This is a genomic window from Thermopirellula anaerolimosa (assembly GCF_054657335.1).
The window spans coordinates 490918-512574 of sequence record NZ_BAAHYX010000004.1 but is presented as its reverse complement, the minus strand read 5'-3'; the positions used below and the strand labels follow the sequence as shown (position 1 = coordinate 512574).

16 protein-coding genes are annotated in these 21657 nt (G+C 61.3%); 9 read left to right on the top strand and 7 right to left on the bottom strand.

Translation table 11 applies throughout. From position 1 onward, the window contains the following. Positions 1 to 16: 16 nt before the first annotated feature. The 4 genes from atpG (at position 17) to ACYQ6J_RS02560 (ending at position 5955) form a co-directional block, all read left to right on the top strand. On the top strand, positions 17 to 895 hold the full coding sequence (gene atpG / locus ACYQ6J_RS02575; RefSeq protein WP_460182631.1) for an ATP synthase F1 subunit gamma: 879 nt from the start codon (positions 17 to 19) through the stop codon (positions 893 to 895). A gap of 80 nt (positions 896 to 975) precedes the next feature. Beyond that, a complete protein-coding gene (atpD, locus tag ACYQ6J_RS02570) occupies positions 976 to 2469 on the top strand; it encodes a F0F1 ATP synthase subunit beta (protein ID WP_460182630.1) in 1494 nt (497 codons plus the stop codon). Between the two features lie 64 nt (positions 2470 to 2533). Continuing rightward, on the top strand, positions 2534 to 2941 hold the full coding sequence (atpC, locus tag ACYQ6J_RS02565) for an ATP synthase F1 subunit epsilon (protein WP_460182629.1): 408 nt from the start codon (positions 2534 to 2536) through the stop codon (positions 2939 to 2941). A 47-nt stretch (positions 2942 to 2988) separates the two neighbouring features. Next, a complete protein-coding gene (locus ACYQ6J_RS02560) occupies positions 2989 to 5955 on the top strand; it encodes a hypothetical protein (protein ID WP_460182628.1) in 2967 nt (988 codons plus the stop codon). A 31-nt stretch (positions 5956 to 5986) separates the two neighbouring features. Here ACYQ6J_RS02560 and epsC read toward each other — a convergent pair whose 3' ends face one another. Continuing rightward, positions 5987 to 6982 (bottom strand): serine O-acetyltransferase EpsC, encoded by a 996-nt coding sequence (gene epsC, locus ACYQ6J_RS02555; protein WP_460182627.1) that lies wholly within the window; start codon positions 6980 to 6982, stop codon positions 5987 to 5989. A gap of 537 nt (positions 6983 to 7519) precedes the next feature. On the opposite strand from epsC, the gene ACYQ6J_RS02550 reads away from it, so the two are divergent. Continuing rightward, positions 7520 to 8491 carry an ABC transporter ATP-binding protein gene (locus ACYQ6J_RS02550; RefSeq protein ID WP_460182626.1) on the top strand — a complete coding sequence of 324 codons (972 nt, stop codon included), beginning with the start codon at positions 7520 to 7522 and terminating at the stop codon, positions 8489 to 8491. Between the two features lie 118 nt (positions 8492 to 8609). Here the strand turns inward: ACYQ6J_RS02550 and ACYQ6J_RS02545 are convergent, their stop codons facing one another. Further along, positions 8610 to 11441, bottom strand: coding sequence for an exo-alpha-sialidase (locus tag ACYQ6J_RS02545; RefSeq protein WP_460182625.1), 2832 nt, complete (start codon positions 11439 to 11441; stop codon positions 8610 to 8612). On the opposite strand from ACYQ6J_RS02545, the gene ACYQ6J_RS02540 reads away from it, so the two are divergent. The 4 genes from ACYQ6J_RS02540 to ACYQ6J_RS02525 all read left to right on the top strand — a co-directional run bounded on the left by ACYQ6J_RS02540 (position 11435) and on the right by ACYQ6J_RS02525 (position 15171). After that, entirely contained in the window at positions 11435 to 11824 is a 390-nt protein-coding gene (locus ACYQ6J_RS02540; protein ID WP_460182624.1) for a hypothetical protein, read from the top strand. The two genes, ACYQ6J_RS02545 and ACYQ6J_RS02540, sit on opposite strands and share 7 nt — an antisense overlap. A 50-nt stretch (positions 11825 to 11874) precedes the next feature. Further along, positions 11875 to 12834: an aspartate carbamoyltransferase catalytic subunit gene (locus tag ACYQ6J_RS02535; protein WP_460182623.1), complete on the top strand. Its 960-nt coding sequence runs from the start codon at positions 11875 to 11877 to the stop codon at positions 12832 to 12834. Between the two features lie 53 nt (positions 12835 to 12887). Continuing rightward, on the top strand, positions 12888 to 14174 hold the full coding sequence (locus ACYQ6J_RS02530) for a dihydroorotase (RefSeq protein WP_460182622.1): 1287 nt from the start codon (positions 12888 to 12890) through the stop codon (positions 14172 to 14174). Positions 14175 to 14289: 115 nt separating this feature from the next. Further along, positions 14290 to 15171 (top strand): NYN domain-containing protein, encoded by an 882-nt coding sequence (locus tag ACYQ6J_RS02525; protein ID WP_460182621.1) that lies wholly within the window; start codon positions 14290 to 14292, stop codon positions 15169 to 15171. Positions 15172 to 15214: 43 nt separating this feature from the next. On the opposite strand, the gene purD is transcribed toward ACYQ6J_RS02525, so the two are convergent. From purD to ACYQ6J_RS02500, 5 genes are all read right to left on the bottom strand, one after another. Continuing rightward, the gene (gene purD / locus ACYQ6J_RS02520) at positions 15215 to 16504 is read right to left on the bottom strand and encodes a phosphoribosylamine--glycine ligase (RefSeq protein ID WP_460182620.1); all 1290 of its coding nucleotides are present in this window, start codon (positions 16502 to 16504) and stop codon (positions 15215 to 15217) included. Between the two features lie 172 nt (positions 16505 to 16676). After that, positions 16677 to 17624, bottom strand: coding sequence for a protoheme IX farnesyltransferase (locus ACYQ6J_RS02515; protein WP_460182619.1), 948 nt, complete (start codon positions 17622 to 17624; stop codon positions 16677 to 16679). A gap of 193 nt (positions 17625 to 17817) precedes the next feature. Beyond that, positions 17818 to 18930, bottom strand: coding sequence for a COX15/CtaA family protein (locus ACYQ6J_RS02510; protein WP_460182618.1), 1113 nt, complete (start codon positions 18928 to 18930; stop codon positions 17818 to 17820). Positions 18931 to 18968: 38 nt separating this feature from the next. Beyond that, positions 18969 to 20237 (bottom strand): c-type cytochrome, encoded by a 1269-nt coding sequence (locus ACYQ6J_RS02505; protein WP_460182617.1) that lies wholly within the window; start codon positions 20235 to 20237, stop codon positions 18969 to 18971. A gap of 217 nt (positions 20238 to 20454) precedes the next feature. Next, the gene (locus tag ACYQ6J_RS02500; protein ID WP_460182616.1) at positions 20455 to 21315 is read right to left on the bottom strand and encodes a cupredoxin domain-containing protein; all 861 of its coding nucleotides are present in this window, start codon (positions 21313 to 21315) and stop codon (positions 20455 to 20457) included. Positions 21316 to 21657 lie beyond the last annotated feature (342 nt).

Sequence of the window (21657 nt, the reverse complement as noted above, 5' to 3'; positions counted from 1 at the left end):
TTCGAGTTAGGCAGCCATGGGAAAAACCAAGGTTCTGGAAAGACGCCGTCGTTCCGTGCGGAATATCCGCAAGATTACGCGGACGATGGAATTGATATCGACGGCCAGGTTCAAGCGGGCCATGGATCGTGCCGCCGCCGGGTCCGCCTTCGCGGATCGATTGACCGCCTTGCTCGGTCATCTCGCCGCGAGCGGAACGGAGGTGACGCATCCCTTGTTGCAGCAACGGTCGGAGAAGCGTCAAGCCGTGCTCTTGGTTCTTACTTCGAACCGAGGACTTTGCGGGGGATACAATTCCGCCGTCATGCGCCTGGCGGTTCTCCAACGCAAAAAGCTGGAGGAAGAGTACGCCAAGCTGAGCGTGGAAGTATCGGGGAAACGCGGAGTCTCGGCATTCAAATTCCGCAGACTGCCGGTGGATGAAAAGTACTTTCATTTCGATGCCCGGCCCGCCTTCGCCGACGTGGAAGTGCTGGCCCGACGCTTCATGGAGGACTTCCTCGACGGGCGTATCGACCGCGTGGACGTGGCGTACACCAAACTCGAATCCGTAAGCAGGCAATATCCCGTGGTGGAGACGCTGTTGCCGTACCAAGCACCGGCGGAGGATGAGAACGGCGGACTCCATCACGCGGAATACGAATTTCTTCCTTCGCCGGGCAGCATCTTGGAGGAGATCGTACCGTTCACGTTCAAGATTCGCCTGTTTCGTTGCTTCTTGGAATCGGCTGCCGCGGAACAGATAGCGCGGATGATCGCCATGAAGACGGCTACCGAAAACGCCGATTCCATGCTTGCGGGTCTCAGCATGGCGTACAACCGCGCCAGGCAAACGCAGATTACTTCGGAGATTTTGGAGATCGTCAGCGGAGCCGAGGCATTGCAAGCCGAGTAGAGGGTTTCCGATCGGTTCAGAGCGGAAACGGATACGCGGCACATTCGGCCCAGTTCTCAGAAGGTTTTTGAGGCAAAGCTATGACAACCACTCCGGCCCAAACCGCGAAAATAAGCGGTGCTGAAAGTCCCAAGGAACCGAATTACGGTCGGGTGACGCAGGTCATCGGTTCGATTTTCGACGCCGAGTTTCCGGAGCACCAATTGCCGGCTATTTACAACGCCGTGGTTGTCCGCGAGGACTACAAAGGCGTAAAGCTCGACCTCACCGGAGAGGTTCAGCAACATCTCGGCGGCGGTCGCGTGCGTTGCGTCGCGCTGGGGACGACGGAAGGATTGGTCCGGGGAATGAAGTGCCTGGATACCGGAGAACCGGTGAAGGTCCCGGTGGGAAAGGCGACTTTGGGACGGGTGTTCAATTTGCTGGGTCAGCCGATCGATGATCGCGGCGATGTCAAGGCCGATGAGTTGTGGCCCATTCACCGCGACGCCCCCGACGTCACCGAGCTTTCCACGGAGGTGGAAATCTTTGAGACCGGGATCAAGGTGATCGACCTGTTGACGCCGTTCGTCCGCGGTGGGAAGGCCGGGCTTTTCGGCGGTGCGGGGTTGGGGAAGACCGTCATTCTGACCGAATTGATTGCCCGAATCGCCAGTTCGCACGGCGGTTTCTCGGTCTTTGCCGGCGTCGGCGAACGGACCCGCGAAGGGAACGATCTTTGGTTGGAGATGCAGGAGGCCAAGATCGGCAATACCGGTCGCAGCGTGATCGAACAGACGTGTATGGTGTTCGGGCAGATGAACGAACCTCCCGGGGCACGTTTGCGGGTGGCGCTGTCCGCTCTGACCATGGCCGAATACTTCCGCGATACCACCGGCGCCGACGTGCTGTTGTTCATCGATAACATTTTCCGTTTTTCGCAAGCCGGTAGCGAAGTGTCCGCTTTGCTGGGGCGTATGCCGTCGGCGGTGGGTTATCAGCCTACGTTGGCGACGGAGATGGGCGCCCTGCAAGAACGCATTGCCTCGACGTCGCGCGGGGCAATCACGTCGGTGCAGGCCGTGTACGTCCCGGCGGACGACCCGACCGACCCAGCTCCGGCGGCCGCGTTCGGTCAGTTGGACGCCTTTATCTACCTCGAACGCTCGATCGCCGAAAAGGGTATTTACCCCGCGGTCGACCCGCTCGCTTCTTCCAGCCGTCTGCTCGATCCGCAATACGTGGGCGAGCGCCATTACGCCATCGCCCGAAGGGTGCAGCGCATTCTTCAGCGGTACCGTGAGCTTCAGGACATCATCGCCATCTTGGGTGTGGAGGAATTGAGCGAGGAAGACAAGTTGGTGGTGCATCGCGCACGCCGGATCGAGCGATTCCTCTCTCAACCGTTCCTCGTGGCGGAGGCGTTCACCGGAAAGCCGGGCGAAGTCACACCGCTCTCCGAGACGATTCGCAGTTTCGAGGAACTGGTGGACGGTAAATGGGATCACCTGCCCGAGCAGGCCTTCATGTATGTGGGCGGCATCGAACAGGCCGCGGAGCAGGCCGAGCGGCTCAAGGCCGAAGCCAAGAATTGAAACGAGGCGTCGATTCGCCACGAGCGGACGGGCTTCTTCCGAAACTTAAAGCTACGGTGCCGGCATGGCAAAACTGCGAGTCATCATTGTGACGCCCGAGCGAAAGCTGGTCGATCAGTCGGCCGACGGCGTAGTCGTGCCGTTGTTCGACGGCGAACTTGGGGTGTTTCCGCTCCACTCGCCGCTGATCGGAAGGCTGGGGGCGGGCGAGTTGCGAATCCTTTCGGAAGAGAAACCGCGAGCCTTCTATGTGGACGGCGGGTTCGTGGAGGTCTTGAACGACGTGGTTTCGGTGATGACGTCGCAGGCGCAGGCGGTGGAGGAATTGGACGTGGAAGCCGCTGCCGAGGCCCTGGAAGCGACCATGGCACGCAAGGCCGCCGGCGATGATATGTTGCTGCGCCGCGAAGAGGCGGCGAGCAAGGCTCGGGCGATGCTGCGTACGGCGAGGCGGGCAGCCTCGCGGCGGTGATCGGGGGCCTCTCGACTGTGGCCTCCGCGACGCCGGGAAGGTCCGTCATGGTCCGGTCGGTGATACGTCCTCTCCGGCCCCATTGGAATGTCGGCACGCTCTGCCGGATACTGTGCCTGCTCTCTGTCGCCGCGGTCTCTGCCCCGGCCTTTTTTGGGGACCGATTGCCCCTGTTCCGAGATGCCGGCAATTTCTATTACCCGCTGTGGTACTATCTGACACGGCAGTACCGTGACGGCAAATTGCCGCTTTGGAATCCCTACGAAAACCTGGGTGCGCCGCTTTTGGCCAATGGTACGACGGCGGCTTTCTATCCGGGAATCGCGATATTCCTGCTTCCCGTTCCGTATCCCGCGGCCTACGCGATGTTTCTTTTCGTGCATGTCCTCCTGTCGGCGTGGGGAGCGGCACGTCTGGCGGGAGAGTTGGGGTGCCGATCGGAAACGCGTCCGCTGGCGGGGCTGGTGTACGCCCTGGCCGGGCCGACCTTCTTTCAGATTCATAACCCCGTTTACCTGGTGGGCGGGGCTTGGCTTCCCTGGATATTGTCCGCGATTTGGCGAATCCTCGATGCCGATGGATTTGCGATTGGGCCGACGGTACCGTCTGCGGCGGCGCGTGGTAACAACGGGGACGCATGCCCCGGAAGTCAATGCGCTTGGGTGCGTCCTCGATTGCGCGCCTTGCGACTCCTGGGTCTTGCTTCGGCCATGAGCGTTTTGGGAGGGGATCCCCAGACGGCTTATCATGGCGCCGTCATCGCGTTCGGCACCTGGGCGATTATGACGGTGCGGCGCTTTTCGGCCGCGAAAAGGTTTGAGCGCGGATTCCGACAAAGTCTGATCTTCTCCGCAATCTCCGGGGGCCTGCTCGTCGCGGCTTTGGGATTGGCATTTCTGTTGGCCGCCGTGCAAATCCTGCCAAGTTGGTATTACGCCGCACAGAGCGATCGTTTGTTGCTGGAGAAGGCGTCCGTGGGGCGATTGTGGGACGTGCTGCCGGAGGAAAACTCGGGCGACAAGACGTGGTCGGCATTGCAAGACCGTCGAGCGGACACGGTTTACGCCTTCAGTGTTCCCCCGTGGCGCTTCGCGGAAATGCTTTGGCCTAACTTCGGCGGCGTTTCGGTGCCGGTTCACGAGCGGTATTTCCGTGCGTTCCTTGTCGAGGGGCGGTGGTGGACGCCCAGTTTGTACTTCGGTGTCGTCCCTCTTCTTCTGGCCCTGTCGGCGATGAAGATATCGCTCTCTGATCGCAAACGCGCCGCGGCAGTGTTAGGGGGCGATGCCACGAGAGACGCGACGACGGATTCGGAGGTTGTCGGCGGGCAAGGCGCCAAGGGTTGGGAAGGGACGAGCGAGATCAACGAGGCGGGGCGGGTGTGGTTGACGTGGTTGGGCCTGTTCGCGGCGACTGCCTCGTTGGGATGGTACGGATTGGGATTACTAGGGAATACCCTGCTGACTTGGATAGACGGAGAGGGCGGGGCGAAACAACTATTCTATCCTCCGGCGGGCGGACCTTACTGGTGGATGGTGCGACTCTTGCCCGGCTATGCCATGTTCCGCTATCCCGGCAAGTGGTTGCCGCTGTTGGCGATTGTCGTGGCATGTTTGTCGGCGATGGGGACGCACCTTTGCGGGGCGACGCCGCGCAGATTCCGGCGTCTGGCTTGGGTCGCGGTTGGTACGAGCATCGCGGGCGTGACGTTGGTCGTCGGGGCGAAATGGCGGGGAATTTGGGACGCCATGCACGTGCCGGACGACGTCATCTTCGGTCCCTTTCAGGGTCAAGCCGCGTTTTGGCATAGCCTGGCTTCATTTTTGTGGACCGCCGCGGCGGCGCTGCTCGCGGCACTAGCGCTTCGGAATTGGGAGAATCTCGACGGCAAGAATAGATCTCTTGGATCTCTCGTTCGACCGATGAATCGGCGGTTTGGGGGGCGAAATGCGACGGTGCTACTCATGTTGCTTGCCGCAGTGGACTTGATCCCAACCGCCAGGGCTTTGTTCCTGCCGGTGCGACCGCCGCCGCTATCGAAGGTGCTGCCGCAAACGCCGCCGCGGCGAGTTTGGCGACCGTTCTTTTGGTATCCCGACGCCTGGAGACGGCACACTTCGCCGGATCGCTTGCAGGAATTAATCGGCTGGGAACGGCAGACGTCCTTCGGACGCTGGGGAATGCTCCAAGGGACGGCGAACGTCCAGCATTACGGAACCATGATGCCGCTCCGCTATCGCATGTTCTTGGACGTTGTGACGGAGTACACGGCGGAACATAAACTCCGAGAACCGCCCGGTGGGGTTCTGCAATGGTTGGGGGCCGAATACTTGGGTGAGACGGCGAATAGAGATTCCGGCGATGCAGAGGAAGGCCAACTTGGAACAGCCCGGACTTTAACGGCGGAACGGCAATGCCGTGGGGCCTTCCTAATCGATGCATGGCGAGTGGAACGGCATAGCAATCTCGCCTCAGGAGGTTTCTCTATCACTCGGGCGCTGTGGGATGACGCGGCGGAGTTCTTTTTTCCGGGCGGCGCTGTTCGTCCCGCGGATGTCCCCGCCGTGATTGAAATACCCGGACCGCTGTCACAGCAGGATAGGATTCCTGTTTCATCGGCGATGGAACCTCGGGATTTGTCCAGGGATGCGCTGTGCGAGTCGGTGCAATACCTGAGATATGCTCCCGGCGACCTATGCATTCAGGTCCGGGCGGCAAAGCCGCGGCTATTGGTTGTTTCGGAGCAGTATTTGCCGGGGTGGCGTGTGGAGGTTGAGTCCGGTAGCGATGGTACGATACGAGCAGCTACGCCCGTCTGCGTCAATCGGCTTTTCTTGGGCTGCCTGTTGCCCCAGGGCGAATGGACCGTGCGATGGTATTACCGCCAACCCGGCCTAGAATGGGGAGCCTGGCTATCGCTGATCTCTTGGTTGGGAATGGCAATTTTCGCTATAAGCCTATCGAGAACACGATTCCATCGCGTGGATCCGGCATCACCTCGCGATGTTTCTTGAAAGGGCCGGTTTAACGACGGCACCGGCGTGGTCAGGTATTGCCCGAGTCGGCTTGCTCGCGATCGGGCGCCAGGCTTTTCTCGGCCGAAAGGTCATCGCAATTTTCGGCACGGATGCACAAATTGGGCCGTTCCAACGTTACGGTGGTGTGCGGAGGCACGGACCGAGTGAGCCACACGCTGGAACCGATGACGGAGTCGTGGCCGACCACCGTTCGTCCGCCCAGCACCGTGGCATTGGCGTAGATGACGACGCGGTCCTCGATCGTGGGATGCCGTTTGGTGCCGCGGACCAATCGACCGTGTGCGTCCTTGGCGAAACTGAGGGCGCCCAGCGTGACGCCTTGATACAGTTTGACGTGACTGCCGATCTCGCAGGTCTCCCCGATCACCACGCCGGTACCGTGGTCGATGAAAAAGTGAGGGCCGATTTTCGCGCCGGGATGGATGTCGATGCCGGTTCGCCCGTGGGCCCATTCGGTCATCATGCGGGGGATGAGCGGGACCTCCAGTTCATGCAATAGGTGGGCCAGACGGTACACCGTAACGGCCTCTAGGCCTGGGTAGCACAGAATCACTTCATCCAGGGATTTGCAGGCCGGATCGCCGTCGTAAGCCGCTTGGACGTCCATGGCCAGTAGCTTGCTAAGATCGGGGAGTTGATTGAGGAAGGCCACGGTCTTGGCTTGTCCCAAGGCCTCGAAGTCGGCCAAGCGGACGGGATCGCACTGCGCTGAATGGTTGGCTTCGTGACGCAAAGCCCGGGCGATTTGCTGCGTCAGCACGTCGTGGAGCTTATCCACGAGATCCCCGACATAATAACCGATGTTTCCCAGGTGCAATCCATCGCGATGGCGATAGCCCGGGAAAAGGATTTCCTTCATCCATTCCACGGCCTCGATGACAGCGTCGTAATTGGGTAGCGGGCAGTGCCCGAGGTGGTTCGTGGCCGGGTACTTGCGGTAGGTTTCCACCATCTTCGAGGTGATCTCGGGCAAGCGTTCCTTGATCTGAAAATCCGTAGCCATGTCGGCACCTCGATGGATCGACAACCTAAAGTTTCGAAAACGAAGCGGAGTGTATTAAGCCTATTGCAACAGTCGAAAAAGCGGTAGTGGGGAGCGATTCGTAAGTTGAACGAGATCCTTTGCGAATGCCGTAGCTGTAAGATTGGTAAGCGAGGGGAAGAGTCCGGTCTACGCCGGACAGCGAGGGCAGGAGAAGACGAGGGTTAAGGGACGCAAAATTGGTTGCATAGCGGGGATTACCTGGGCGGAGTTGTACCGTTTGTTATGCTATGCCGTTTGCGATTTGAAAACAAGCGCTGGAGGGCCAATCATAGCTTCGGAAGCCTGGACCGAAGAGTATCCGAAATATCCCTCACGTCGTTGTATTCTATCCATTTTTCCGGATTCCACCCTGCGACGGCATGGCCGTGACACGGTGTCAGTCGGTTGGTTGGATTACGGCGTGTCGGACGCCTGTGCGATGAGGGCTCACGGTACCCTATAATGATCAGGTTCAGATGTCCTTACGGTTGAAGGCTGTCCGGGTAGGACGATTCTATGATCGAGTTGATCGATTTCGTGAAAGATTATGGCTCGTTTCGGGCGGTAGACCGACTCAATTTGCGAATTCCCGCCGGTGAACTGTTCGGGTTTATTGGTCCGAACGGCGCCGGGAAAACCACGACCATTCGATTTCTGGCGACCTTGATCAAAGCCGGCGGGGGCGACGGTCGAGTAGCCGGCTACAGCGTGGCGCGTCAGCCATTGGACGTCCGCCGCCATATCGGTTACATGCCCGACCAATTCGGGTCGTACAACGGAATGCGAGTCCAGGAGTTTCTCGATTTTTTTGGGTTGGCCTATCGATTGACACGTTCGTTCCGCAGGCAACGGATTGAACTGCTGCTCGAGATGCTCGACCTGTCGGAAAAACGTCGGGCACGAGTGATGGACCTCTCACGAGGGATGAAGCAGAAGCTCTATCTCGCCAAGACCTTGATACATGACCCCCCGGTTCTGATTCTCGACGAACCCGCCGCGGGTTTGGATCCTCAGGCCCGAATCGAATTGAAACGCTTGCTCAAGGAACTGCGGCGGCAGGGGAAGACCATCCTCGTTTCCAGCCATATCCTGAGCGAGTTGGCGGATTTTTGCACGTGGGTCGGCATCATCCATCGCGGACGACTGTTGAGCTTCGGCCCCATGGAGGACGTTCTGCGATCGATCCGCGTCACACGCCGAATCGTGGTGCGTTGTCTCGAGGGACACGGGAGCACGGACCTCGCGCAAGAAATTGTCGCCCGCCGGGCCGATGTGGAAAACGTTCACCAAGAGGACGGAAGACTGTATTTCGACCTGCGCGGCGGTGACGCGGAGGCGGCGGCACTGCTGGGCGATTTGGTGCGATCGGGCGTCGGTGTGACCTGCTTTGCCGAAAGCGATCCCACGCTGGAGGACGTCTTTCTGCGTCTGACAAAGCCCGTCTCGCACGAGGCGGGTTTGGCGGCGTTCTCCTCTCGCTCGACCTGAGGGGATCCATCAGCACAACGGTATGGCCGAGACGGGGCGGAGCGGTTGGTCGACCCCGTCTTGCCATTGCGAAAACAACGGCGCTGCCGACTCCGGCGGCGCGCCGCGGGACTCGCGTTCAATCGCCGAGTCGTTCGACCGCCACGTAGAATGCCCCGCAAAGGTCCGTGCCGGTCTCGTCTTGGAACCAAGCTTGCAAGGTCGTGCGTCCGGCGGCAAGGGGCAGTTCAAATGAGACGCCTAGCGCCTCGGGCGTCGTGTCGGCCGTCCTTTCCTCGGAACCAATACTCAGCACGGCCTTTCGAATCGGCAGGGCACGGCGGAGTTTGATCACGTCTTGCAGAGCTCTTCCCGCTACCGTTGTTTGCGGTCCTTCGGATCCGAGCGGTTCGTTGCAATGGAAGGGCCAACGTCGCAATTCGATGCGGTAGCGACCCGGTCGGGTTACTTCGATGTGGAAAGGCCCGCCGCGGGGCCCGCCCTCTGCCGCCGACACCCGATGGTGATTATCGACGTCCACTCCCGCCCAATAGTTGGGAGACAGCAGAACCGGGTTCTCGTGTTCGGTTCCCACCAGGATGGGCTGATATGCGTGGACGTTCGGTTCGACGGAAGCCCACCACTGCTCGTAATAGGCCCGCATTTTCGCCGCCACGTCGGGGAAGCGGGCGCTGACGTCGTTCTTCTGTCCGATGTCGTCGCGGATATCATAGAGTTCGCGACCCGCGACGAGCCTCCACCGCCCCCACAGGACGCAGCCATCGTTTTTTTCTGCGCCGACGCGTCGGCCGTATTGAACGATAAACATGCGATCCGGGAATTCGGCGTTGGGGTCGCGGAGGACGGGGGCGAGGCTGACGCCGTCGAACGCGGGCGATTCCGTCGGTCGCACATCGCAGAGATCGAGGAGTGTGGGGAGGATGTCCTGCACTTGGGTGGGCACGGACACGGTTCGTCCGCCGCTGAGTTCGCCGCGCGGCCAACGAATGAAACAAGGCACGCGGTGTCCGCCCTCGTAATAGCTTCCCTTCGCTTCGCGGAGACCGGCGTTGTAGAGTCGCCGCCCGCCCGTGCCTCCGTTGTCGGTCATGAAAATCAGGATCGTGTCGTCCCGCAATCCGGTTTCCAGTAACCAATTCTCCAGTCGTCCCATGTTCTCGTCGATATTCGCGATCATGCCGAAGAAGTCGGCGACTTGCGGATCGACTTTGGAGCGGTACGCAACGGCGTGGGCATCCGGGGGCCAAAACGGGCTGTGAGGGGCATTGGTCGGAATGTAGCACAAGAAGGGCCGATCCTCGCGGCGGCATTTGTCCATCCAGGCCAGCGCCTGATCGAACCAAAAATCCGTACAGTATCGGTCGGCGACTGCGATGCGATCCCCTTGGCGGTAACGAATCTTGACGCAGTCATTGTCGAACTCAACGTCCGAGGCGACGCCCCATCCGCCGAACCAAACGGCTTCGTCAAAACCGCGATCGGGGGGACGGTCGGGATAGTGGTCGCCCAAGTGCCATTTTCCGAACTGGCCGGTGCGGTAACCGCCTTGCCGGAATAGCTCGGCCATGGTGGGAATGTTTCGCCAAATCATGTTGCTTGCCGCGGGGACGGTACGTGCCCCGTTCTTCAGCGCGTCGCGGCCGGTCATAAGCTGCCCGCGGGTCGGCGTGCACACGGGGGCAACGTGGAAGTCGGTGAGTCGGACGCTCTCCGTGGAAAGTCGGTCGATATGCGGCGTCCAAAGGACGGGGTTACCGTGGCATGAAAGGTCGCCGTACCCTTGATCGTCCGTCAATACGATGATGACGTTCGGTCGCCGTGCCGGATTCCCTGCTTTTCCGGCGGTGGAAGCGTTCGACTGCTGCGGCTCTCCTTCACCCGCCCCCAATTTCGCGGGATCGAGCACCACATGACGAACACGTTCCCTCTTCCATGTGTAGACGATGTGGACCAAACCGTCGGCACTTTGCAGGACGCTGGGATAGCTGTACTCTCCGGGTTCATCCTCCAGCGTGAGGACGGGAGTCCACGTTACGCCGTCGTTTGAGACGGCGACGTTCAGGGGCGATCGCCCGCGGAGCGTGTGATTGTAAACCATGAGATGCCGTCCGTCTCGCAGCGTGACGGCGTCGATACCGGAGTTCGGGTTGGGAACGGTGGTTCGTTGAAGGGGCGTCCAAGTTGCTCCGCCATCGAAGGAGGCCGTAAAGAATACTCGTCCTTGTCGCGTTCGGCCGACCGCCACCAGACGGTCCTGCGCCGTGCGGAGAATGGCAGGCTGGATGGCGTCCAGGGGTTCGGCGCCTTGGGGCGCATCGCTGCGTTCCCACGTCGAACCGCCGTCCCGCGTCCGTTCGAAATGGACGGACCAGCGACTGGGCGACTCCGGAGTTTCCTCGCTGGAGGGACAGATCCAAGTTCCGTCGTCCCATTCCAAAGGTTTGTTCTTGATCGGACCCAAAAACCCGTCCGGAAGGCGTCGCGGCGTGCTCCAAGTGCGCCCGCCGTCTTCGCTGGTCATCATCATGCCCCACCAACTGCTTGGACGCGGGCCGACCTTATAGAACAAGACCAACGGCCCTTTTCGCGGTTGGAAAAGGACGGGATTCCAGCACGGGTAGCGACGACCGTCTTCGCCCAGACCGACGGCGACTTCCCGAGGCTCGCTCCAACCCGACTCGGTGAGGAGACTGAGCCAAATTCCCACGTTCTCCGCACCTTCGCGATCGCCGCCGAACCAAGCCGCGACGAATTCGCCGTTGACCTCCGCGATCGTGGACGCGTGGCAGCTTTGAAAAGCCGCGGAGGAGAAAATGAACTCCCGCCGCACCACGGCGGATTCGGGATCGGAACTGCGTGACGATTCGGCGGCATAGGACAGGCCGACCATCAAGGCGGCGGCAAGTACCGCACCGCATTCAGGCAATCGCAAAAGTCTCGGTCGTGACATCGATCGTCTCTCCTGCTTTTGAGCCGATCTCATTCGGCGAAGTTTCCAAACAGGTGGGCTACTATCCAGGTTGCCCGTATGTTAGCGGTCGAGTCGGGCAACCGCAACGCGACGAAAACCGCAAACCGCGATGCCCAGGCGAGGAACGAGCGGAATCCGAAGCCATGATCACGGACAAGAACGGCATCGCGTCCTATTCCTTACAGCGGCACCGCCGCTTGGAGCGTCGCTTGCGACAGGGGAAGACGAGCCTTAGAATCATGAAGATTTGCGTGCCGGGGTCGGTGAGAGTGGGAGTGCGTCGCGACTGCCTGCGTCTCCGGACCGGGCCCCCAAACATTCTCGGACAAGCCGCGGCGATCATCGTAATTGCAACGGTTTGATCGGCAGCGCCGGGCGGTTGGCCGCATTTAACTCAATGAGCGAGAACGCTATGGACGAAGACCTGGCTCGGTTGCGGGAGCTTGCTACGCAGTGGCGGCGGAAGCATTTGCTGGGTTTGGAGGAATTGTCGGCCGAGGAAATTACGCTTCTGCTGGATACGGCCGATATATTTCGTCGGGCGTTCGATGCGGGGCAGAGGAAGCTTCCGCTGCTGGCGGGACGGACATGCGTCAATCTTTTCTTCGAAAATTCCACGCGGACGAGGACCAGTTTTTCCTTGGCCGCTCGACGCCTCGGAGCCGACGTGGTGGATTTTTCCGCCTCCACGAGCAGCCTGTCCAAAGGCGAGACGGTGATCGACACGGCTAAGAATCTGGAATCCATGGGCGTCGATGCCGTGGTGGTCCGCCATCAAACGCCGGGAACCCCGCATCTGCTGGCTCAGAATCTTCGCTGCTCGGTGTTGAATGCCGGCGACGGACCGCACGAGCACCCGACGCAAGGATTGCTCGACATCCTCACGATCCGTCGGCGACTGGGCAGGATCGAGGGCTTGACGGTCGCTCTGGTGGGAGACATCGCGCACAGTCGCACGGCACGATCGAACATCTGGGGATTGAAAAAGCTGGGGGCTCGCGTCATCGTTTGCGGTCCCTCTACGCTGGTATCGCCCTTGTGGAACCAATTGGGAGTCGAGTACTCCTACAGCCTGGACGCCATTCTTCCTGAGGTGGATGTGCTGAATCTTTTGCGCATCCAGTTCGAGCGCCAAACCAGTCGCCCCTTTCCCTCGGTGGCCGAGTACGTCAGCCTGTATGCCATGGACGCCGAGCGACTGAAACGGACCAAGGAGGGAATTCTGGTCCTGGCTCCCGGACCCATCAACCGAGGCGTGGAGGTGACCGCCGACGTTGCGGACGGTTCCCATTCGGCGATTCTGGATCAAGTCACGAACGGCGTGGCGGTTCGCATGGCGGCCTTGTGGTTGCTGGTGGGGAATGCGGCGTAAACGCCGGACGGTCAGGCCTTGGACGATTTCGTGGTACGGACGGGCGAAAACTCATGAACGGCAATCGCATTCGGATACGCGGCGGACGCATTATCGACCCCTCGCAGGGCATGGACCGAGTGGGCGATCTTTTGATCGAGGACGGGCGAATTGCCGGATATGACGTTCCGCCCGGCGGAGAGGAAACCGTCATCGACGCGGCCGGCTGCGTCGTAACGCCGGGCTTGATCGACATGCACGTCCACTTGCGGGAACCGGGACGCGAGGAGGACGAAACGATCGAGACCGGGACGGCGGCGGCGGTGGCGGGCGGATTTACTTCGGTGGCATGCTGTCCCAACACGGAACCGCCGCTGGACTCTCCCGCGGCCGTGGAATTCGTTCGCCAGAAGGCGGCCCGGGCGCGTCGCTGCAACGTCTTCGTCATCGCATGCGTCAGCCGCAACCGGGAAGGCAAGGAACTGGCAGAGATCGGGCAACTCGTGGCGGCGGGGGCCGTCGCCTTCAGCGACGACGGCGCACCCGTGGAGAACTCGGAATTGATGCGGCGGGCGTTCGAATATTGCTTGATGTTCGACAAGCCGGTCTTGAACCACTGCGAGATTCCCGAACTGGCTCGGCGCGGCGTGATGCACGAGGGGGTGGTCTCGCTGGTGCTGGGACTCGCCGGCATACCCGCCGCCGCGGAGTCGGTCATGGTCAGTCGCGACATCGCCTTGGCGGAGGCGACGGGCGGCAAGCTGCACGTCATGCACGTCTCCACGCTGGGCAGCGTCGAGGCGATTCGCCGCGCCAAGGCTCGAGGCGTTAAGGTCACAGCCGAGTTGACGCCCCATCACTTTTCTTTGACCGATGAGACCTTGCGGAGCTTCGATTCCAATTACAAGATGAATCCGCCCTTGCGATCGGAGGAGCACGTCCGGGAATGCATCGAGGGTTTGCGCGACGGCACGATTGACGTCATCGCGACGGATCACGCGCCCCACAGCAAGGAAAAGAAAATGCAGGAACTGGACCGAGCACCCTTCGGCGTGGTCGGACTGGAGACGGCGCTGGGACTGGTCATCACTCGGCTAATCAAGCCGGGAATCCTGACGTGGAGTCAGGCCGTCGAAAAGATGACCGTCAATCCGGCGAGGATTCTTGGGATTCCCAAGGGCACCCTGGCCGTGGGGGCCGATGCCGACGTTACCGTCATCGATCCGGACGTGGAGTGGACCGTGGATCCGGCGCAATTTCACTCCAAGTCCGTAAATACGCCGTTCGGCGGTTGGACCCTGCAAGGGCGGGCGAAAACCGTACTGGTGGGCGGACGTGTGGTCTTCCCGTTCGCCGACTGACCTCGGTGCCCAAGCGACCGCGAAATCTGCGGCGAGTGTTGGGTTGGCAGGCATCGGCGCGGCGGGATGCCTTTTCCGGACGCCGGGGCCAAGGGATGCGATTGAGGCCGCGGGTGTGATCACCTTACTAATCGACGGCTATAACCTTCTCAATGCTTGCGGGGTGGAGGCTACGCCGGGACCGCCTCAGACCAGCGAGTTGGAGCGTGCACGCCGCGGATTGCTGGACTTCCTGGCCGAGACTCTGACCGCCGAGGAGGTCGCTGAAACGCTGATCGTCTTCGACGTCCACGGTCCGCGCTGGAGGGGATCGGTCGAGGAACGCTACCGCGGGCTGACCGTGCGCTTCGCCGTTCAGTATCCCGACGCCGATACGCTCTTGGAACAGTTGATCGCTCAGCACACGGCCCCCAAGCAATTGACGGTTGTTTCCAGCGACCACCGGGTGCAACGGGCGGCACGGCGTCGCCGAGCGAAATTTGTCGATAGCGAGGATTGGTACGCCAAGTTGTGCCGTCGCCTTCGGAGCGCGCCGCAATCGGCCCGCGAAGCCCTTCGCGATACCGAGGATCGGCTCGATCGTGCGGATGTCGAGGATTGGCTAAGGAAGTTCGGCTTTTCCCCAAAAGAGGCGGAGACGCCGGTCGTGACGGAGGGGGACGCGGCGGCGGACTTCCGGCAAAGTGAGTCCAGTCCGCGCCGTCATTCGTCGAAAAAGGCGGGCGGGCCTCGTCGAGTCGCTCGTCGGCCCGGTGACGAATCCTCCGACAACAGCATCCGTCAAGGCGCGGCGAACGAGTCCTCTCCCACGGATGACGAGTCTCTCGTCGAAGAGATCGGGGAGGTTGGACCGATGCTCCCGGGAGAGGACTTCCCGGACTTCGGTCTCTCGGAGGACGACCTGCAAAAGCCCATCGACGCGTGGGACGAGGGCGAGGAACGTCTGTGCGAGGAAAAACGCAAACCTCGCAAGAATCGGCGACCGCCCCGCCGCTGAACCGGCGACCAAGGTCCGGAAACTCTCGCCAAGAGTCAGTGCATCAACCGGCGGCGAGGCGAGCAATCGCCTTGTCGGCGATGTCCTTGCGGCACCAGGCTCCCTCCCAACGGATGCACTTGACGGCCGAATAGGCTTGAAGCTTGGCCTTGGCGACGTTTTCACCCAGGGCCGTCACCCCCAAGACGCGACCGCCCGCGGTGACGACTTGCCCTTCTTGTAGTCGAGTCCCGGCGTGGAAGACCTTGACGTCGGGAAGCCGAGCGGCCTCTTCCAGGCCGCGAATGACGTGCCCTTTGCGGTAATCGCCCGGGTAGCCCTCGCTAGCCATAACTACGCAAACTGCCGGTCGAGGATCCCAGTCGAGCGGTTCGATGCGATCCAAACGGCGATCGACCGCCGCATTCAAGATTTCCAAGAGGTCGGACTTCAGTCGCATCAATAGGGGCTGACATTCGGGGTCCCCGAAACGAACATTGAATTCCAAGACCTTAGGCCCCAGGGGTGTCAGCATCAACCCGGCGTACAGCACGCCCAAGAAGGGACGTTCGGCCCGTTTCATGGCGTGCACGGTGGGCACCAAGATATTGGCCTCGACCCAGTGAAGCAACTCGTCGCTGACGACGGGGGCCGGACAATAGGCCCCCATCCCTCCGGTATTCGGGCCCGTGTCACCGTCGTAAGCCGGTTTGTGATCTTGGGCGGGTTGCAGCGTGACGATATTCCGACCGTCGGTGATGGCCAGCACGCTGGCCTCTTCCCCTTGCAAATGTTCCTCGATGACCAGTCGATTGCCCGCCGCTCCGAAAACCTTTTGCTCGGCGATGATGCGGACCGCCGCTACGGCCTCCTCCCGGTTTTGGCAGACAATCACGCCCTTGCCCGCAGCCAAACCGTCGGCCTTGACAACGGTCGGCCCGTCCTCGCGGGAATGGAGAAACTGAATGGCGGTTGCCGCATCGGAAAAGACGTTGTAGCCGGCGGTAGGTATCTTGGCATCGCGGAGGAGCTTTTTGCAAAAGACCTTGCTGGCCTCCAACTCCGCCGCGGCCTTGCTGGGGCCGAATATCCGCAGGCCTTCCGCGCGGAATGCATCGACAATGCCCCCCGCGAGCGGTGCCTCCGGACCCACGACCGTTAGCTCCACAGCGTTTTGTTTGGCGAAGCGAATCAGCGACGGAAAGTCGCTTTCGGCGATGGGGACGTTCTCTCCATCGGCGGCGGTTCCCGCATTTCCCGGCGCCGCAAAGACGCGATCGGCCGCCGGGCTTTGTCTCAGCTTCCAAACCAAGGCGTGCTCGCGTCCTCCGCTGCCAATCACCAGGACGTTCATGGCGATACCTCACCCTTCTCACTAACGGCCAAAACCTTGATTCTAAGGCGCGGCGCCGTCGGCGAGAAGGTTCGCGAGTTCGGGAATCGGTACTCGGACTTCTTGTCGCTATGCCGGGCGGGGCTACCCGCGCGATTGCGGAAGCGTCCCGTCGTGCGGCAGAAGCCCTGCCTCAAAGACTCAGCAGTACGACGCATACGAGCGGCAGATGGAGGACGGTGACACGCAGCAGAATGCGTGCTGTTTTCTCGTCCGATCGCCGCGCGAACCACAGGGTAAAAAGAAGGTTGACGCCGGAAGAAGCGATGAGGACGAAGGCGGCCCAGATCGGCATGCCGGCGGTCCACGCCCAGACGGCGCTAAGGCCTAAGAGAGCGACCGCCCCGCCCAGGGCCATCACAACCGTTGTTCGACCGGTGGGATCGGCGACCGGGGCCACACGCACATTTCCCTGCGCGAATTGATCGCGATAAAGCGACGCAATCGCCATAGCGTGAGGGAACTGCCAGAGGTAGAGAAACGCGAAAAAGAACCAGGCATTCGGATCCGTCAACCCACCGGCGGCTTCTGCGCCTAACAGGATCGGCGCCGCGCCGGACAGGGCCCCGATCGGGGTCTGCCACACTGAGACCGGCTTGAGCGAGGTGTAAACCCCGGCGTAGAGGAACCAACTGAGAGCGGTCATGCCCAGCAGTCGGGCCGTGCCGAAGGCGGCGAGATAGGCTAACCCCAACGCCGTGGCTAGGGCGGCCAAAACGACCGCCGTGCGAGGTCGAATCTTACCCGCGGGTAGCGGTCGGTTGGCCGTCCGCGGCATGCAGGCATCGCTTACCCATTCGAGCCATTGGTTGAAAATCACCGCGCCCACGATCACCCAGAACGTGCCCACTACGGCGTGTCCGATTAACCAGGGATCGGTATGCACCCCCGCGGTCAGCCGCGCAGAGACCCCCATGGTGAACAAGACCATCGTCACGATGCGAGGTCGTACCAGTGCGGAAAGATCGGCCCAGGCGAGGGACCACCGGGCTATTAGACCGGGAGTCGCCGTCAGCGACGTTCGTCCTACCGCCGCGTCGCGTGGTTGCATGATGGGAGTGTTGGGGGTGATGGTGCTCAAAGGATATCTCGCATTGCGATTGGCTGAAAACCGTTTTCCGTCCTAGTGATTGCGTTCCGCGGCGACTCCATTCCTGCGATTACCGGTACATGACCGACCCATAACGAATTGCTATCAGGTTTTGCAGCGAAGACAAGTCCTCCGTGAGGGGTATGAGCGATGATTCGGGCGATTCCGGCAGGCCGAACCCCTCTCATTTTGATGCCGTCGTGGGATTGGTGATGGTGAATCCGCGATCGGGCGGCAAATCCTCGGCTTCCGACAACGCCCAATGTGCGTAGGCCACCGCCACGGCCAAGAGCGCCGAACCGGTAGCCGAATGCGCCGTGGTGACCACAGCTTGAAGCAGGCCGCCTTGAACCACGGTGTAGGGGATAACCACGATCCACTCTTGAAACCACCGTGGAAAGTTATAGTTGACGACCCAAGTCCCAAGCCCCAGCGTGATTTGAAGCGCAAGCAGCCATCCGAAGGCCTGGAGCCATCGCCGAGGCCCCGAGGCGGACCGAAACCCGCACGCAAACCAGTAGCACGCAGCCCACAGAATCGGGAGAAGGGCGGCGACCGTCAGATGAAGGATCGTCCAGAGGAATGACCAACCCGGCGGCAATTCGGGTGGCATGTGCCGAAGCTGCGCCCCGAGGATGATTTGAAGGTACACGAGAATCGGCAGCGAGACGATCCATACCGCGTGGAAATTCCGACTGGTCGGCCCGCGGGCGTGGCGCGAGTTCGGTTCGCAGTCGCTGGATCGCTCTCTCCGCCGCCAACGGGGAGACGTGAGCACGGTGAGGCTGACCGTGAAGGCGAAAAAGAGAGGGGCGACGCAACCGTGAACGTTGGCCAGGAGGATCTCTTGGCCGACGACGCGAAGACCGCCGAGTGCGCCTTGCAGGCTCACACCCAGCAAGGCCGCGATTCCCAAGTTGCGCATCCAGGGGCGGCGGTCGTGCACCCAAAGGCTCCAAAGCAGGGCGATGGTGATGAAGCCCGCCGTCGCGCCGATCAAACGGTGGCTGTGTTCGAGGAAGACGTCCCAGGTCTTCAGCCAGCTCTCCACAGGATACAAGAAGAGATTGTATCCGTACGTGTTGGGCCAATCGGGGACCGCCATGCCGGCGTTGTAGGTGGTGACCAATCCTCCCATCCAAATCAGGGGGAATACGGTCGCCGTCAACGCCCAGGCCAAACGATGCGGCAAACGCGGCACATCATCATGGTCCGGGTCGGCGATTCCGCGATGCGACGGCGGGTTCCCACCGTGCTGAACCGATTTCTCGCCTTTAGGAGGCATGGCTTTGGTCATGTAGGGCTAACTGAGAGGAATCGTGCGGCGGTTGCCGATTACCGTGGATTGGCCGGAGCGTCCGTCGGGGCGGCGTCCGCCTCCTGCGAGGAAGACTCACGACGCGACAAGGAGAGCACGAAGAACGTCAAATCCCAGATTTCATCGGAGGTGAATACCCCCGGCGTCCCCGGCGCGGACCCCGCCGCCGGCATGGGCGTGCCCGGAATGCCGATATATATTCTCAGGTAAATATCCTCGGGTCGCCCGCCGCCGTGGAACAATCCGTCGTGGAAGTTGCGCGGCCTGAGCGGTTGTAGGGGAAGCGAAAACCACCTGGCCAATTCTCGCGTCTGTTCCTCCGTGACGCCCTTCTTGGCCTTGTTCCAATCGTCGAACAATTCCGTTTCCGATCCGTCGCCTCGCCCCTCCGGACCGTGGCACTTGGTGCATTGAGCGCGGGGTTCCTGATACAAAGTCTTTCCGCGCTGGATCGCCGCAGCCAACTCCTCCGCTGTCAACTTGGGTCGCTCGGGGACGACGACGTATCGCTCCGGTTGCTCCTCCGCCAATCGCCACATCGCGTCCACCGGCCGAACCCCCTCTTCGAGGACAAAGCGGCGCTGAAGGGGCAGCGGCTCATTCTCGTCCACCACAGTTCGCAACAAAAACAATTCCGTCTCCCCGCGGATGCTGAGATAGCGGACATACTCGACCAGCGCATCGAGGTCCTCGGGGCTGAGGGGCGAAAAGGAGGGCATGCCGGTCCCCGGCAGGCCGCGTTTCAACGTTCGCAGAAGATCGGATCGTAGCGGTTTGGCGCCGCCGCAAACCGACGTGAACTTGAACACTCCGTTGCGGAAGTCGCGGGGATAGGGATTCAACATTTCGGCAATCGGTCCGGCCCCGTCACCGGAAACGCCGTGGCAGACCACGCAATGTTTCCGAAACAGCCCGCGCTCACTCCCGGTGATATCGCGCCCGATCGGTCCGGCGGCGCGTTGCAGCAGGGAGAGATTCAAATCCACGCCCGGCGGGACTCGGGGATCGTCCGGGGTACCGAAAAGGTCCGTCAACATCTCCTCGATGGCTTCGCGCTGGGCCGGTTTGACGCGAGCGGGGTCGCGGCCCTCCAAATTCAATTTGAAAGTCGGCGACTTGTACGAGGAGCATCCCCCAAGAAAAATCAGGACCGTAATCGCCAAAACTTTGCCGCGGACGACCGCGGAGCTTCCCGCATCGACCGTCTTGTGTCCGGGACGACCGCCGCGCGGAATTCGGCGGCGATCGTCGCCGACTCTGCCGGCATTCAGGTTTGTCTGCTTCATGGTGAATGTTATACGGATTAGGGACCGGATGGACCTTCCGAGTAAAGTGATGAATGACTGTGATGAACGGGGACCGTTGGAGTTGGGGGCCTTGCAAGCGGCGGGCGGTGTCGCTCGACCGTTTTCGCCCAGCAGAGGTTGCGTCCGCTGAGCAGTACCTTTTGTTAGGATCTGGGGTGGTGTTGAGGCTTCCGGCTTGGCCGCGGGCCCGTCCTTTCTAGCCGTCGAGGCCGAGGTCGCCGGGACGCAATCGAATGGTTCCCAAGTCCACATCCTCACCCCGAACGGAAAGAATGCGCCGCCCTTGCGGCCAGTCGGGCAAATTCAGGTAATTGACCCGTTCATGCCAGAGTTGGAATTCCCATTCCCCCGGCGGAAGTCCGATGATTTCGAATCCTCCATCTTCCCCGGACAGGGCGAAATAGGGGTTGTCGCGGACCAAGAGATACGCCTTTTCCCAAGGGTGATAGTTGCATAAGACGACGAAAGGCTGGGTCTGACCGCGACGGAACCGCCAACTAGCCTCCGTGTTCTCCCCCGGCGCGGGCGCCAGCACGATATTCGCGGGCAAGTCGCCCAGCGGCGAAAAGGCCACGTTCTGAGCGATGGGATCCGAGTTGACGATGTGCAATTCCTGTCGCAAAGACCACAAGGCCAAGCAGTGGGGTTTGAAAATGCAGTCGCGATTGTCTAAGACGACCTGCCCGGCGGCCTTTTCCGCGGTTTCGACGGCGACGGGCACGTCGCGCGAGCGAACGTAGACATAGACGTTGGCCACCCCGCCCTGGGGAGAGACCATCAGCGACTCATCGCGGATATCGAATTTGCCGCAACAATCCACATCCTTGTCGACCGTTAATCGTTTGCGCTCCGGAGGAGTTCCCTCGAACACGAATCGCCCACGAACGGCGTTCGCCGGGCGGTCCGTCGCAACCGCGTAATGCCAAGGCGCGGTGACGAAGCCGCTTGCGATTCCGGCCAGGGTGCCGGCGGCGTGGAGCCATTGACGTCGCAACCAACGACGCTTACGGCGACCGGACGCGATGCTTTCTCGGCGAATCGAGTCTCCAAATTGCATGTTGACCTCAGAACGAACGGTCGGTTCCCGAGCGGCGATCCGAACGACTGCGAACGAAATGATACGAACCGACGGGAACCGCGACTGGGGCGGACGGATCGGCGCCATGGGGGTTAGGCGACGCAGCCTCGGGCAAACTGCCTCCGGATCGACCGGCACGTCATCCGAAGGCGAACACATCTCATACATTATAAACGGGAAAGGGTCTCCGGTTGGCCGGGAGTGCGATGGCCGTTCTTCTTTTGGGGGGCAGACCGCCGTTTGCACGACGACCTCACGCGGTTTGGACGGCCGCCCTCCGCGAGACACTTGTTCGCGTTGATTGGCGGTCGCGAAGCGGCG

What these genes read in the sequence shown, in the direction of transcription:
- atpG (WP_460182631.1), top strand. Translation starts at nt 17, where the DNA reads ATGGGAAAAACCAAGGTTCTGGAAAGACGCCGTCGTTCCGTGCGGAAT.
- atpD (WP_460182630.1), top strand. Translation starts at nt 976, where the DNA reads ATGACAACCACTCCGGCCCAAACCGCGAAAATAAGCGGTGCTGAAAGT.
- atpC (WP_460182629.1), top strand. Translation starts at nt 2,534, where the DNA reads ATGGCAAAACTGCGAGTCATCATTGTGACGCCCGAGCGAAAGCTGGTC.
- ACYQ6J_RS02560 (WP_460182628.1), top strand. Translation starts at nt 2,989, where the DNA reads ATGGTCCGGTCGGTGATACGTCCTCTCCGGCCCCATTGGAATGTCGGC.
- epsC (WP_460182627.1), bottom strand. Translation starts at nt 6,982, where the DNA reads ATGGCTACGGATTTTCAGATCAAGGAACGCTTGCCCGAGATCACCTCG.
- ACYQ6J_RS02550 (WP_460182626.1), top strand. Translation starts at nt 7,520, where the DNA reads ATGATCGAGTTGATCGATTTCGTGAAAGATTATGGCTCGTTTCGGGCG.
- ACYQ6J_RS02545 (WP_460182625.1), bottom strand. Translation starts at nt 11,441, where the DNA reads ATGTCACGACCGAGACTTTTGCGATTGCCTGAATGCGGTGCGGTACTT.
- ACYQ6J_RS02535 (WP_460182623.1), top strand. Translation starts at nt 11,875, where the DNA reads ATGGACGAAGACCTGGCTCGGTTGCGGGAGCTTGCTACGCAGTGGCGG.
- ACYQ6J_RS02530 (WP_460182622.1), top strand. Translation starts at nt 12,888, where the DNA reads ATGAACGGCAATCGCATTCGGATACGCGGCGGACGCATTATCGACCCC.
- purD (WP_460182620.1), bottom strand. Translation starts at nt 16,504, where the DNA reads ATGAACGTCCTGGTGATTGGCAGCGGAGGACGCGAGCACGCCTTGGTT.
- ACYQ6J_RS02510 (WP_460182618.1), bottom strand. Translation starts at nt 18,930, where the DNA reads ATGACCAAAGCCATGCCTCCTAAAGGCGAGAAATCGGTTCAGCACGGT.
- ACYQ6J_RS02505 (WP_460182617.1), bottom strand. Translation starts at nt 20,237, where the DNA reads ATGAAGCAGACAAACCTGAATGCCGGCAGAGTCGGCGACGATCGCCGC.
- ACYQ6J_RS02500 (WP_460182616.1), bottom strand. Translation starts at nt 21,315, where the DNA reads ATGCAATTTGGAGACTCGATTCGCCGAGAAAGCATCGCGTCCGGTCGC.